The organism is Neisseria sp. P0019.S003 (assembly GCF_051957115.1).
GTDB lineage: Bacteria > Pseudomonadota > Gammaproteobacteria > Burkholderiales > Neisseriaceae > Neisseria > Neisseria flavescens_D.
Genome location: NZ_JBQCWT010000002.1, coordinates 355,352 through 367,377 on the forward strand (window position 1 = coordinate 355,352; position 12,026 = coordinate 367,377).

The following is a 12,026-nucleotide window of genomic DNA, read 5'->3' on the forward strand; positions in this document are numbered from 1 at the left end:
GAATAAGGGTGATTGGCAGATTGTGCAAGTTTTTCGGCGGAATTTACGGGAAGATACACGGTTTTACATACACTTTATCCCTGAATGCTACATCAGTCGGGCAATCAGACGACCTGTCGGTTTTACGGTACAATAAGCCTTTTTTGACAAACGAATGAGGCATTTTTGAATGGCTTCTTTAGAAACTTGGATAGGCCTGCGCTATCTGCGTGCGAAAAAACGCAACGGCTTTATGTCATTTATTACCATGATTTCAATCGCCGGTATCGCCTTGGGTGTAACGGCGCTGATTGTGGTGTTATCGGTAATGAACGGATTTCAGAAAGAGATACGCGGTCAATTGTTGAACGTCGCACCTCATGCAGAAATCGGCTATTACGATGTCGGTAGTGCGCCTGATTGGCAGAATTTGCGCGAATTTGTAAAAGGTAAAAAGGAAGTATTGGCCAGCGCGCCTTATGTTTCCGATCAGGCTTTGCTTGCTAATGCCGGGGAAGTGCGCGGTGTGCAGATACGCGGTATTTTGCCGGCTGAAGAAAAAAATGTCGTTGATTACGGTAAGGATATGCCGGCCGGCAGTTTTGACGATTTGAAACCGGGCGAATTTGATATTATTTTGGGTCAAGGGCTTGCTGAGGCATTGGGCACGGAGATGGGCGGCAAGGTTACAGTGATTACGCCAGAAGGTAATGTCACTCCTGCCGGCGTAGTGCCGCGCTTGAAGCAGTTTAATGTAGTCGGTGTGGTAAAAACCGGTGTTTATGAAGTCGATAATACCTTGGCCATGACGCATATCAAGGATGCACAAGTCTTGTATCGACTGGGAGAAAATGTAGGTGGGCTGCGTTTGCGACTGGCTGATCCTCAGAATGCACCATCTTTCATTGCCAAGTTGATTCCTGATGCTAAAAAAGATGAGGTATGGGTGCGCGACTGGACGTTTAACAACCGCAGCTATTTTGAAGCCGTAGAGTTGGAAAAACGCATGATGTTCATCATTTTGACGCTGATTATTGCGGTTGCTGCGTTTAACCTCGTCTCGTCTTTGGTAATGGCGGTAACGGAAAAACAAGCCGATATTGCGATTTTGCGCACTTTGGGTTTGTCCCCAGGCGGCGTCATGAAGATTTTCTTGGTGCAGGGCGCATTTGCTGGGTTCTTTGGTACGCTTGTGGGCGTGGTATGCGGTGTATTGTTGGGGTGGAATGTTGGTAAGATTGTCGCGTTTTTTGAAGACCTATTTGGCGTGCATTTGATTAACTCACAGGTTTATTTCATCGATTACCTGCCTAGCGATGTGAATTTAAAGGACGTCGCCGTTATTGCCTGCATTTCGCTTGGTTTGGCATTTATTGCCACACTGTATCCGAGCTGGCGTGCAGCAAAAACCCAACCTGCGGAGGCTTTGCGCTATGAGTAAGACAATTTTGAAATGTATCGGCGTTGGCAAAAGCTATAATGATGGCGCATTGAATGTACAAGTGTTGAATCATTTGGATTTTGAAGTTGCCGAAGCGGAAAGCGTGAGTATTATTGGTTCATCAGGCAGCGGTAAATCTACGTTGCTGCACCTTCTTGGTGGCTTGGATATGCCGTCTGAAGGCAAGGTGATACTGATGGATCAGGATTTGGGCGGCTTGAGCCAAAAACAGTTGGGTGAATTGCGCAACCGTTATTTGGGCTTTGTGTATCAATTCCACCATCTATTGCCTGAGTTTTCTGCTTTGGAAAATGTCATGATGCCGCTTTTAATCGGCAAAATGCCCAAGGCAATGGCTGAGGAGAAGGCTGTCAAGATGCTGGAAAAGGTTGGCTTGGACAAGCGTATGCTGCACCGTCCGAGCGAACTTTCCGGCGGTGAGCGTCAGCGTGCGGCGATTGCCCGTGCTTTGGTTAATGAGCCGAAATGCTTATTGGCGGATGAGCCGACGGGGAACCTTGACCGTAAAAATGCGCAAAATGTGCTGGACATGATGCTGGATTTGAAACGCGAATTGAACACCAGCCTGATTGTAGTGACCCATGATGACGAGCTGGCTGAGCGTTTCGACCGGGTAATGACCATGAAAGACGGCAGCCTGCAAGTATTGCAATAAGGTTATTATTTCAGGCAAATATTTTATGCTTTGAACGGTATAATAGAGGCCGTCTGAAAAATAGGTTTTCATTTATGGAAACGCTGTTTTTCAGACGGCCTTTCTTTTGCCCGTATCAATCAAGCCTAAACTATGAATCCGACCGACTCTATCCTTTCCTCTGCCGCAGATGCGGCCATAGCGTTTTTCCGCCGCCACGAAGTACAGGGTGCATCCGTTATTGAGCCTTATGTGGTTCGACTGTTTGCAGCCTTGCAAAACGGGCATTCGTTTATTTACTTGGATAAAGCGGATGTTGATGCCTTAAGCAACTTGCCGAACTTGGTCGGTAATGCGGATAAACCGCTTATCCTGCAAGACCGGAAATTGTTTTTGGGGCGGATGTGGCAGTTGGAGCATGATTTGGCTGTTGAAATCAAACGGCTGGCAAGTGCCGAGGCGGAAGAAGTGAATTTCATGGCAGCTTCAAAAAGCCTGAGCGACTGGTTTGATACTAAAGACAGCAAAGAGCAACGGGATGCTGCGGCTTTGGCCTTGCTGCAAAACTTTATGCTGATTACCGGTGGGCCGGGTACGGGTAAGACGACGACCGTCGCAAAGCTTTTAGGTCTGATTTGCAATAACAGTACGAAGCTGCCCCGTATCGCGTTGGCGGCACCGACGGGCAAAGCGGCTGCGCATATGGCACGGGCTTTGCAGCGTGCTTTGGACGGTTTTAATTTGTCTCCGAGCGTCAAAGCGCATTTGGAAAACTTGGAAGGGCAGACTGTCCATCGTTTGTTGAAACTGCGGCCGCCGCAAATGCGCCCTGCGTTCAATCATGAATATCCGCTTGCTTTGGATGTTTTGGTGGTGGATGAGGCGTCGATGTTGGATTTGCCGCTGGTGTTGGATTTATTACGCGCCGCGCCGACCGGCTGTCGTTTGGTATTGCTTGGCGATGAAAACCAGTTGCCGTCGGTTGGCTTGGGAGCCGTGTTGGCAGCATTATCGCGTCCGACGGCTTTGGATAAAGAAACCGCTGAAAAGCTGGAAGTGTACCTGCCCAATCATGGCTTTGAGATTAAAGAGCGGCCACAAGCTTTATCACAAAACAATGCCAAATTGACGTTCAGCCACCGTTTTGGTGCAGACAGCGGTATCGGCTGTTTGGCAAGGGCGGTGGTGTTCGAGGAACAGCAAACTGCGGTCGAACAGTTTGACAAGTTCCCCAAAGAATTGGAAATGAAATCAGGCCGTCTGAAAGAGCAGGTCGCCTTGCTGTATCAAAAGCAACAGGATTATTGGCAGGCTGTGGCAGAGAATAATGTTGCACTCGCCTATGGTCATGCTGCCGATGTGGTGGTATTGGCGGCTTGGCGGCAGGATGCGGATAATTTGAATCAGGCTTATCAAGAATACTTGCAACGACAAGGCAAGGCTTCGGGAGAAACGCCTTGGTTTGCCGGACAAATCATCATGATTACGCACAATGATTACATGCTGGAAGTGTTTAACGGCGACATCGGTCTGATTATGAAAGATGAAGAATCGTTGAATGGCTTGTCTGCATATTTTCCTGAGAAAGATGGATTCAAAAAAATTGCCATCAGCCGTTTGCCCGATTTTGAATCGGCTTTTGCCATGACGGTGCACAAGAGCCAAGGTTCGGAATATCGGGAGGTATGGCTGTTGCCCCCGTCAGTGCCTGTAACGACGGAGAGTGAAGAGGAAGCCCGAGGTTTGGATAAGGCTTTGCTTTACACGGCCATTACCCGTGCGCGTGAACGTTTCGTATTTTGGGGAAATGCGGAGGAATTGTGTCAGGCTGTGGGATGCCATCAAAAACGCAGGACGGCATTGGCCGATGCCTTGAAATGGCAGTTTGAACAGCCTGATGAGCAGGCTTCCGTTTGACCTGAATCAAGAGGCCGTCTGAAAGAGGATAAAGCGTTTAAATCTGCTTGACTGATTACACTAATTTACATACGATAAAAATAATTAGTAAATAAAATGAATAATTTATACAAAATTCATAATGTTGTACGCTTTATCGAATACTTCACTTTCAATACCTTCTTTTGGAGAGTCGGCATGAAATTTCAAACCAAACTGATTGCAACCTGTATTTTATTGGCTTCATCGTCTTATTCTTTGGCAGAAAATGCTGATGGCGGACATGATGCAGCGGCTTTGGCCACCACCAACGATTACGTCAATTCCGGCAGTATCATTCGCAAAGATGACGATAAAATCAGCATTTTCAATGATTTGTTGACTGTGAATGGTGGCTTGCGCGTACGTGCGGATACCAAAGACATCAATGCCAACAACAGCAGCATCAATTCGACACCTGAAGACACCAATGCCAACTTCAATGCAGAGTTTTGGTTACGCGCAAAACTGTACAAAGATTGGAAATTGGTTGCCCAAATCGAGCCGAATATTGATTTGGAAACCGGTAAGTTCAACGGCGATCATGATGTGCCGGTCAATAAACTGTATGCCGAAGGTACTTTGTACAACAACATTAAAGCGCGTGTCGGTAAATTCGGCGCATTCTCTTCATACGGCCGCGTATGGGATGCCGAAGTAACCGGCGGCGAAATCTTCTTCGACAATAAAACCCTGCCTACCAAAATCTATGCAGGCCGCCGTACTGGCAATCTGAACGACAACGCATGGGGCATTGGCGGCCGTCGCAGACATTTTGCCGCGGTTCAAAGCATGTTGCCTGTGAATGAGAATATCAACGTCGGCGCAACGGTCAGCTACATGAAAGACATCGATGTACGCGGTGCGAAGAAAAATGCGGTCTTTGGAGAAATCGGTACGGACATCAAGTTTAATGACGATTGGCATTGGATGGCCGCAGTCAGCAAGTCCAATATCAAAGCCTATAATGATGCCGGACAAAAAATCAAAAATGATGGCGTGTTCACTGAAGTACGCTATAAATTGGCCGACTGGAACGTCCGCAATTCTTACGACGTATTCTTGAACTACCGCCGTGTCGGTTCGTTGTCCGGTGTCTCTTCCGTTGAGGATTACAGCAAAAACGTCCAAGGCGTGCAAATCGGTGCGACCTATATTCCTTGGAAAAACTGGAAACTTAAAGGCTTCTATTTGGCCGGCAAACAGGTTACGCCTACCGTCGGCACGGATAAGCAGGACGTAAATGTTATTCGTGGTCAGTTAGAATATAAATTTTAATCATCACAAATAAAAAACAGGCAGGATGTCCTGCCTGTTTTTGGTTTTCAGACGGCATGGATATAGGGCCGTCTGAAACAATGGATGAAACGTTTTACCAGCTATCGCGCTTCATACGGTCAAGCTGACGGCGGTCGCGTTTGGTTGGGCGTCCGTCCGGATAAGCGGCACTGATGCGGCTGGCTTGGTCGAGCTGTTTTTGAGCTTCGCGTTCGGCAGCCGTTTTCATGTCTTCTTCGTAGAGTAAACGCGCTTCCGGTGCCGGGCGGCGTTGATGATTGAGCGCGGCAACTTTGAATTTGTAGGGTAGGGAGTTCAAAGTCATGTCGATGGTGTCGCCGGCAGAAATATTTTTGCTGTTTTTCACCTTCGAGCCGTTTACCAAAACCCTGCCCAGCTCAATGTGTTTTTGTGCCAGCGCGCGGGTCTTGAAAAAGCGTGCGGCCCAAAGCCATTTGTCCAAGCGCATGGACGAATTGTCATGATCGTTTTTCATAGCCTGTTTGAAATGATTGAACTGAATTGAAGTTTATCATAAGATACGGCACTTCATTCGTTTAGTGCAGATATACTATTTCTTTATTAAAGGCCGTCTAAAAGATTTTTTATTGCAAAAGATGGCAGTTTCCCTTTGAGAAATGCTGTCAAATACGTCTGATTAGCGTATCATGTCAGCAACCGTTACCGAGAGCTTTGTTTTATGAAACCCGTTTTTTTGGACTTCGAACAACCCATCGCCGAATTAACCAATAAAATCGACGAGTTGCGATTCGTACAAGACGAATCTGCCGTTGATATTTCCGACGAGATTGCCAGACTGCAAAAGAAAAGCAGCGAGTTGACCAAGTCGATTTTCAGCAAGCTGACTCCGGCTCAAATTTCACAAGTGTCCCGCCATCCGCAACGTCCTTATACTTTGGACTATATCAACGGTATTTTTACCGATTTTGAAGAATTGCACGGCGACCGCCATTATTCTGACGATCATGCCATTGTCGGCGGTTTGGCGCGTTTCAACGGCCAAAGCGTGATGGTTATTGGTCATCAAAAAGGCCGCGATACCAAAGAAAAAATCCGTCGCAATTTCGGTATGCCGCGTCCAGAGGGTTACCGTAAAGCACTGCGCTTGATGCAGACTGCCGAAAAATTCAATATTCCAGTTATGACCTTTGTCGATACTCCGGGTGCGTATCCGGGCATTGGCGCAGAAGAACGCGGCCAGTCTGAAGCCATCGGCCGTAATTTGTACGAACTGACCCGTCTGCATGTGCCAGTATTGTGCACCATCATTGGCGAAGGTGGTTCAGGTGGTGCGTTGGCAGTGGCTGTCGGTGACTACGTCAATATGCTGCAATACTCGACTTATTCGGTGATTTCTCCCGAAGGTTGCGCCTCTATTCTTTGGAAAACTGCTGAAAAAGCAGCAGATGCCGCGCAAGCATTGGGTATTACCGCCAAACGCTTGCAAGAGTTGGATGTCATCGATAAAGTAATTGATGAGCCTTTAGGTGGCGCACACCGTAATTTTGAAACTACGATGAAAAACGTCAAAACCGTTTTGGAACAGCAATTAAGCGAAGCGCAAAGCATGACTATGCCTGACTTGCTTTCTCGCCGTTTCGACCGCATCATGGCTTACGGTAAATTTACCGATAAATAAGTTTGACTGTTGAAGAAGCAAGCAGATGCCGTCGCTGCTTGCTTTTTTTGTGTTCTATTTTTGAGTAATTCACAATTTCAGGCCGTCTGAAATGTCGCAAGTATCCCCTGATTCCCTATTTAAAAGTTTTCAAGCAGCTTTTCCTGATTTGCCGAGCCACACTGTTTTTGAAGTTGGCTTGAGTGGCGGATTGGATTCTGTCGTCCTGCTGCATCTTTTGCATCGGATGCGCGAATTTCGCTATTTTGATTTGCGTGCCGTCCATGTTCATCATGGTTTAAGTACCAATGCCGACAGTTGGGCTAAATTTTGTCAGGATTATTGTCAGCGTCTGAATGTTGTCTTGCGAGTGTGCCGTGTCAATGTGGAAAAACAAGGAAAAGGTTTGGAGGCTGCGGCCAGGGCTGCACGATATCAGGCATTTTCAGTCGGCCTGAAGAAAATCATTGTTTTGGCCCATCACCGTAATGATCAAATCGAAACATTTATGCTGTCGGCTGTACGCGGAGGCGGATTGCGTGGTATGGCGGCCATGCCGGTATGGCGTGATTTAAATGAAGAGATTCAAATTTGGCGGCCGCTTTTGGCATTTTCCCGTCAGGAACTGGTTGAGTATGCGCAACAATGGGGATTGTCTTTTGTTGAAGACGAAAGTAATGAAGACTCCGGCTATTTACGCAATTGGATGAGAAATCAGGCTTTGCCGCAATGGCAGCAGCGTATTCCGAATTTTGAACAGCAAATTTGTGCCAATGTTCGATTATTGCAGGAAGATTTGCAGCTTTTAGATGAATTGATTGAGTCTGAATACCAGCGCATCAGTCCAAACGGAATATTCAGCATCAGTTTGTGGCGGCAATGTACACCGCTTTTGCGTCGTCGGCTGCTTTGGTATTTTTTACGAAAGCAAACGGAATCATTGCCTTCTTATCACAGTATTGCCGATTTTGCCCGAGTGTTGGAAACCGCAGATCAGGCGCAGTTGAATTTGTCAGACGGAGAACTGGTCGCATATCGGGACAAGCTGTTTGTTTGTCAGGAAAGTGAGTTTCAAAAACTGCCTTGGTGTAATGGCAGGGAAGTTCAAGGCCGTCTGAAAGATATTTTACTCGAAAATGGTTTTGTTTTATTACCGTTTAAGGGAGGTTTGTCGGAAGAGGAGTTAGAGAAGCCGGCGGTACTTAGAAGTGTGGCCAAAAGTGATGTGATTCAGTCGGGACAGAGGGAAAAATCAGTCGAAAAACTATTGCAAGAGTGTCATATTGTGCCACTCGTCCGTAAATATTGGCCGATTATCATAAGTATGGGCAACAAGTGCCTTGCTGTTGTTAATCTTCGGGTGGGAAGCGATGTTCAAATAGGGGAAGGCTATCTGCCTGTTCATGAAAAGTTGGTCAAATATATAGCAGAAAAGCAAAGAGACTAACTGTAAATTTAGTAAGTATTAGTAATTTAACTACTTGTGCTAAGTGTATATATAATAAGCAATACAGCTTATGTTAGAGCATCTGCACGAATAAACTTTTGCGATTAAATGTAATCTTGTGGAACTATTTCAAAGCGATGCTGTCTTTATTGTGCACAGCACGCTTTACTATTTTTTGGTTTAAAGCAGTAAAACGATTAAAGGTTGGGTATGAACGATCGCCAAATAGATCAAGTTTTGGTGGAGCGCGCGCAGAAAGGTGACCATAAGGCATTCGAGATGCTGATGTCCAAGTATCAGCGTCGGCTAAACAGACTGATTTCCCGTTTTATTCAGGATGAGCATGAAGTGTACGATGTAACCCAAGAGGCAATGATTAGGGCTTATCGTGCGCTGGTTAATTTTCGCGGTGAGAGTGCGTTTTATACATGGCTGTACCGTATCGGTATCAATACAGCAAAGAACTTCCTGACCACTTCGGGTCGCCAGTTTTTTGTCAGCTCGGAAGCAGCCAATGAGGAGGGAGATGTTCTTGATTTAACCGATCAGATTGCGGATTACCATACGCCGGAAGCTGAAATGATGAATCGGGAAATCTTGCAGACCGTCGAAGCAAGCATTGCGCAACTGCCAGACGATATGCGTCAAGCCATTACACTTAGGGAAATGGATGGCTTGTCTTATGAAGAAATAGCTCGGGTAGTGGATTGTCCGATAGGTACTGTACGTTCGCGTATTTTCAGAGCGCGTGAACTGATTGCAAAAGATTTGCGGCCGCTGTTGGATACTTCTGAAGATCAAAGGTGGTAATAAAAATGAACGAAAAAACAAATAAAGCATTGGAGTATGTGTCTGCATTGATGGACGGTGAAGCATTGACTGATGAGATGCTGGATGCCGTATTGGCAGACGAGGAAGCTATGCGCGCTTGGCATGAGTACCACATTATCGGCGACTGTATCCGTCAGGGTGCAGCGGCAAGTGTTGCCGGTGAAACCATGCAAAGCAAAGCATTTACAGTGCCTCAAGCCGAAGCTGAAGGCAAACAGGAAAAATATGCTCAGCGTGAAGTGGCTAATAGCAGCTTCTTCAAATTCTTCGCAGCTGCTGCCAGCGTGTGTGCGATTGCTGTTGCAGTATGGCAATTTACACCGCAAGCTTCTCGTGACGCTATGCCGGTTGCAGAGAAGTCTAATACTCAACCTGCCCAAAATATCATTCCGGTAAGCGGTACGTCTGTTGATAAAGCAGCTTCTGAGCCTGGCGAGACTGTTGTGCCGAATGCGGCAAAAGACGGCAAACTTGAAAACCGTCCGACTGTCCGTACCGAACAGCAAAATGAGCAGCAGACTGTTGTGCAGTAAAAAATGAAATCATGCAAAACCCTTGCTTCATTGCAAGGGTTTTTTATTTTCGTAGCAAAACCGTCAGGCCGTCTGAAAGCATAGCTTCAACGAAGTCAAAACAGTTATAATGCGCTCCATGAAACTGATTACCTCTGCTCAAAACGAACAGCTCAAACATTTATTCCGTCTGCTGACGCAGGCCAAAGCAAGGCGTGAAAGCGGTGAAACCGTATTGGAAGGCGTACATCTGCTGCAAACTTATTTGCAAAGCGGCGGTACGCCCAAACAGGTTTATCTGTCTGAAAAGAAACAGCAACATCCTGAAATTCAAGAAATGACGGCGCAGTTGGATGAGGGATTGATTACTTGGGTCGGTAACGAAGCACTGTCTAAAATCACCAGTCTGACCGATGCCGATGATGTGATGACTTGGATTGATATTCCGCAGCAGGCAGGTTTACCTTCAGACGGCGATTGTGTGGTATTGGAGCGGGTACAAGACCCCGGCAATGCAGGGACGATTTTGCGCAGCGCGGCGGCAGCCGGAGTCAGGCAAATCGTGTGCGGCAATGATTCCGTGGATATCTGGTCGCCTAAAGTGTTGCGAGCGGGGATGGGTGCACATTTTCTGCTGTCTATTTTTAGCCGAGTGGAATTATCCGCTTGGATGGAAACGTATCAGCATCAAATTTGGGCAACTGCCTTGGGCAGTCGCAATATCGGTTTGTATGAGATGGATCTCAGTCAACCTTGTGCTTGGGTGTTTGGCAATGAAGGCAGCGGTGTGAGCGAACGAATAAAAGAGAAGGCTGATGCCTGTGTCAAAATTCCCATGTTGGGGCAAACCGAATCCTTGAATGTCGCGATGGCGGCGACGGTTTGTCTGTTTGAACAAATGCGGCAGCGTATCCATGTCCAGGCCGTCTGAAAACAATAATACGATTTTATTTTAAGGAACAAAAATGCAAATACTGACTTTTGATGAAGCGGCACGCAGCCGATTGATGGAATTGCTGGATGCCAAATCCGAAGCCCACAACACCATGCGTTGTGATGAAGTGCAGGGTTTTATGATGGCTTTATTGAGCGGTCCGGATGCTTTGAATCCGACCAACTGGCTGCCTGAGATTTTGGGTGAGGAATCTTTGTTTGATGCCAAAGAGCGCACCGAAATCGAACGTTTGGTCATGGCAATGGCCGCTGATATGCGCATGAAGCTCAACGAAAAAATTCTGCCTGATTTGTGGTTTTATGAAGATGAAGCCGGCAATCCGGATTTCTACACTTGGTGTAACGCCTACCTTTACGCACTGGATATTGTGCCTACCGATTGGTTTGAAGCAGTCGGTCAGGAAGAGTTTGAAGATTTGTTCTATCCGATTATGGCTTTGGGCGGCATCTATGACGATGAGGAAAACGGCGAAGTCATCTTGCATCTGAATGAAAAAGAGCTGACCCAGCTGGAGTCTGATTTGCCGCATGTTCTGCTTGATATTTACTGGTACTGGCAGGCCATCATCAATAAGCCGCAAACCGTACGCCGTGAAGGCGAAAAAGTGGGGCGCAACGATCCTTGCCCGTGTGGCAGCGGTAAAAAGTACAAAGCCTGCTGCGGCAAATAACCAATGAAATAAAAAGGCCGTCTGAATGCTTGAAATTCAGACGGCCTTTAATGTTTTTTGTTTAGAAGAATGAGGCTAACCAAACAAACAGGATGGTCAGCGCAATGGTCAATGCGCAGCCGATTTTGGCCACAGTACCGATGATGAAGCCGATAAACGTACCGATACCGACTTTGCCTGCCTGCCAAGTGTCTTTACGTGCGATAAATTCGCCGATGGCCGCGCCGGTCAACGGGCCGAGCAATAAGCCAGGAATGGAGAAGAATGCACCGACGATACCGCCGATAAACGCGCCCCAAACTGCGGTTTTGCTAGCACCGGTATATTTTGCACCCAATGCGCCCGCTACATAGTCCATCGCAGTACCGAATACGGCAACGATGGCCAAAAAGGTCAGCGTACCCGAGCCAAACACTTGATAATCGCCGGCATAACCCAATAGCCATGCGCCACCAAACATCAAACCCAATCCGGGCAAGGCAGGATAAATAGTGCCTAAGATGCCGACAACAATGGCGATCAAGCCAAGAACGATGAGAACAGCAGTCATGAGGTTCCTTTTGAATTTAAGAGTGTAATAACTGCAGTATTATGGGCACGTTTTGTTATATTTTCATGAGAGATTGTGCAATAAAATGAAAAATTATCCGGAGGCACGCCCAATTAAAATCGATGGATAAATAT

General features: G+C 46.8%; 12 protein-coding genes. 10 read left to right on the forward strand and 2 right to left on the reverse strand.

Going from position 1 to position 12,026, the window contains the following annotated elements:
• Positions 1-169: 169 nt before the first annotated feature.
• From ACTHTS_RS04855 to ACTHTS_RS04870, 4 genes are all read left to right on the forward strand, one after another.
• The gene (locus ACTHTS_RS04855; RefSeq protein ID WP_440369365.1) at positions 170-1,420 is read left to right on the forward strand and encodes a lipoprotein-releasing ABC transporter permease subunit; all 1,251 of its coding nucleotides are present in this window, start codon (positions 170-172) and stop codon (positions 1,418-1,420) included.
• Positions 1,413-2,096, forward strand: a complete 684-nt coding sequence (lolD, locus tag ACTHTS_RS04860) for a lipoprotein-releasing ABC transporter ATP-binding protein LolD (protein WP_440369366.1) — start codon at positions 1,413-1,415, stop codon at positions 2,094-2,096. The genes ACTHTS_RS04855 and lolD overlap by 8 nt, the downstream gene beginning before the upstream one ends.
• Before the next feature lie 132 nt (positions 2,097-2,228).
• Positions 2,229-3,992 carry an exodeoxyribonuclease V subunit alpha gene (gene recD, locus ACTHTS_RS04865; protein WP_440369367.1) on the forward strand — a complete coding sequence of 588 codons (1,764 nt, stop codon included), beginning with the start codon at positions 2,229-2,231 and terminating at the stop codon, positions 3,990-3,992.
• A gap of 177 nt (positions 3,993-4,169) precedes the next feature.
• Complete coding sequence (locus ACTHTS_RS04870) at positions 4,170-5,288, forward strand: hypothetical protein (protein WP_440369368.1); 1,119 nt, start codon at positions 4,170-4,172, stop codon at positions 5,286-5,288.
• 94 nt (positions 5,289-5,382) lie between these two features.
• Here the strand turns inward: ACTHTS_RS04870 and ACTHTS_RS04875 are convergent, their stop codons facing one another.
• The gene (locus ACTHTS_RS04875) at positions 5,383-5,784 is read right to left on the reverse strand and encodes an RNA-binding S4 domain-containing protein (RefSeq protein ID WP_003679090.1); all 402 of its coding nucleotides are present in this window, start codon (positions 5,782-5,784) and stop codon (positions 5,383-5,385) included.
• Positions 5,785-5,988: 204 nt separating this feature from the next.
• On the opposite strand from ACTHTS_RS04875, the gene ACTHTS_RS04880 reads away from it, so the two are divergent.
• The 6 genes from ACTHTS_RS04880 to ACTHTS_RS04905 all read left to right on the forward strand — a co-directional run bounded on the left by ACTHTS_RS04880 (position 5,989) and on the right by ACTHTS_RS04905 (position 11,342).
• On the forward strand, positions 5,989-6,948 hold the full coding sequence (locus ACTHTS_RS04880; protein WP_440369369.1) for an acetyl-CoA carboxylase carboxyltransferase subunit alpha: 960 nt from the start codon (positions 5,989-5,991) through the stop codon (positions 6,946-6,948).
• Between the two features lie 190 nt (positions 6,949-7,138).
• Positions 7,139-8,374, forward strand: coding sequence for a tRNA lysidine(34) synthetase TilS (gene tilS, locus ACTHTS_RS04885; RefSeq protein ID WP_440369370.1), 1,236 nt, complete (start codon positions 7,139-7,141; stop codon positions 8,372-8,374).
• Positions 8,375-8,584: 210 nt separating this feature from the next.
• On the forward strand, positions 8,585-9,184 hold the full coding sequence (rpoE, locus tag ACTHTS_RS04890; RefSeq protein ID WP_440366413.1) for an RNA polymerase sigma factor RpoE: 600 nt from the start codon (positions 8,585-8,587) through the stop codon (positions 9,182-9,184).
• A gap of 5 nt (positions 9,185-9,189) precedes the next feature.
• Positions 9,190-9,738 carry a sigma-E factor negative regulatory protein gene (locus tag ACTHTS_RS04895; RefSeq protein WP_440369371.1) on the forward strand — a complete coding sequence of 183 codons (549 nt, stop codon included), beginning with the start codon at positions 9,190-9,192 and terminating at the stop codon, positions 9,736-9,738.
• Positions 9,739-9,856: 118 nt separating this feature from the next.
• On the forward strand, positions 9,857-10,648 hold the full coding sequence (locus ACTHTS_RS04900) for a TrmH family RNA methyltransferase (RefSeq protein WP_440369372.1): 792 nt from the start codon (positions 9,857-9,859) through the stop codon (positions 10,646-10,648).
• A 34-nt stretch (positions 10,649-10,682) separates the two neighbouring features.
• Positions 10,683-11,342: a UPF0149 family protein gene (locus ACTHTS_RS04905; protein WP_440369373.1), complete on the forward strand. Its 660-nt coding sequence runs from the start codon at positions 10,683-10,685 to the stop codon at positions 11,340-11,342.
• Between the two features lie 61 nt (positions 11,343-11,403).
• Here ACTHTS_RS04905 and ACTHTS_RS04910 read toward each other — a convergent pair whose 3' ends face one another.
• The gene (locus tag ACTHTS_RS04910; RefSeq protein WP_063075298.1) at positions 11,404-11,892 is read right to left on the reverse strand and encodes a DUF456 domain-containing protein; all 489 of its coding nucleotides are present in this window, start codon (positions 11,890-11,892) and stop codon (positions 11,404-11,406) included.
• Positions 11,893-12,026: the final 134 nt, after the last annotated feature.

Coding starts and splice junctions, on each gene's coding strand:
- ACTHTS_RS04855 (WP_440369365.1), top strand. CDS start 170: ATGGCTTCTTTAGAAACTTGGATAGGCCTGCGCTATCTGCGTGCGAAA.
- lolD (WP_440369366.1), top strand. CDS start 1,413: ATGAGTAAGACAATTTTGAAATGTATCGGCGTTGGCAAAAGCTATAAT.
- recD (WP_440369367.1), top strand. CDS start 2,229: ATGAATCCGACCGACTCTATCCTTTCCTCTGCCGCAGATGCGGCCATA.
- ACTHTS_RS04870 (WP_440369368.1), top strand. CDS start 4,170: ATGAAATTTCAAACCAAACTGATTGCAACCTGTATTTTATTGGCTTCA.
- ACTHTS_RS04875 (WP_003679090.1), bottom strand. CDS start 5,784: ATGAAAAACGATCATGACAATTCGTCCATGCGCTTGGACAAATGGCTT.
- ACTHTS_RS04880 (WP_440369369.1), top strand. CDS start 5,989: ATGAAACCCGTTTTTTTGGACTTCGAACAACCCATCGCCGAATTAACC.
- rpoE (WP_440366413.1), top strand. CDS start 8,585: ATGAACGATCGCCAAATAGATCAAGTTTTGGTGGAGCGCGCGCAGAAA.
- ACTHTS_RS04895 (WP_440369371.1), top strand. CDS start 9,190: ATGAACGAAAAAACAAATAAAGCATTGGAGTATGTGTCTGCATTGATG.
- ACTHTS_RS04900 (WP_440369372.1), top strand. CDS start 9,857: ATGAAACTGATTACCTCTGCTCAAAACGAACAGCTCAAACATTTATTC.
- ACTHTS_RS04905 (WP_440369373.1), top strand. CDS start 10,683: ATGCAAATACTGACTTTTGATGAAGCGGCACGCAGCCGATTGATGGAA.
- ACTHTS_RS04910 (WP_063075298.1), bottom strand. CDS start 11,892: ATGACTGCTGTTCTCATCGTTCTTGGCTTGATCGCCATTGTTGTCGGC.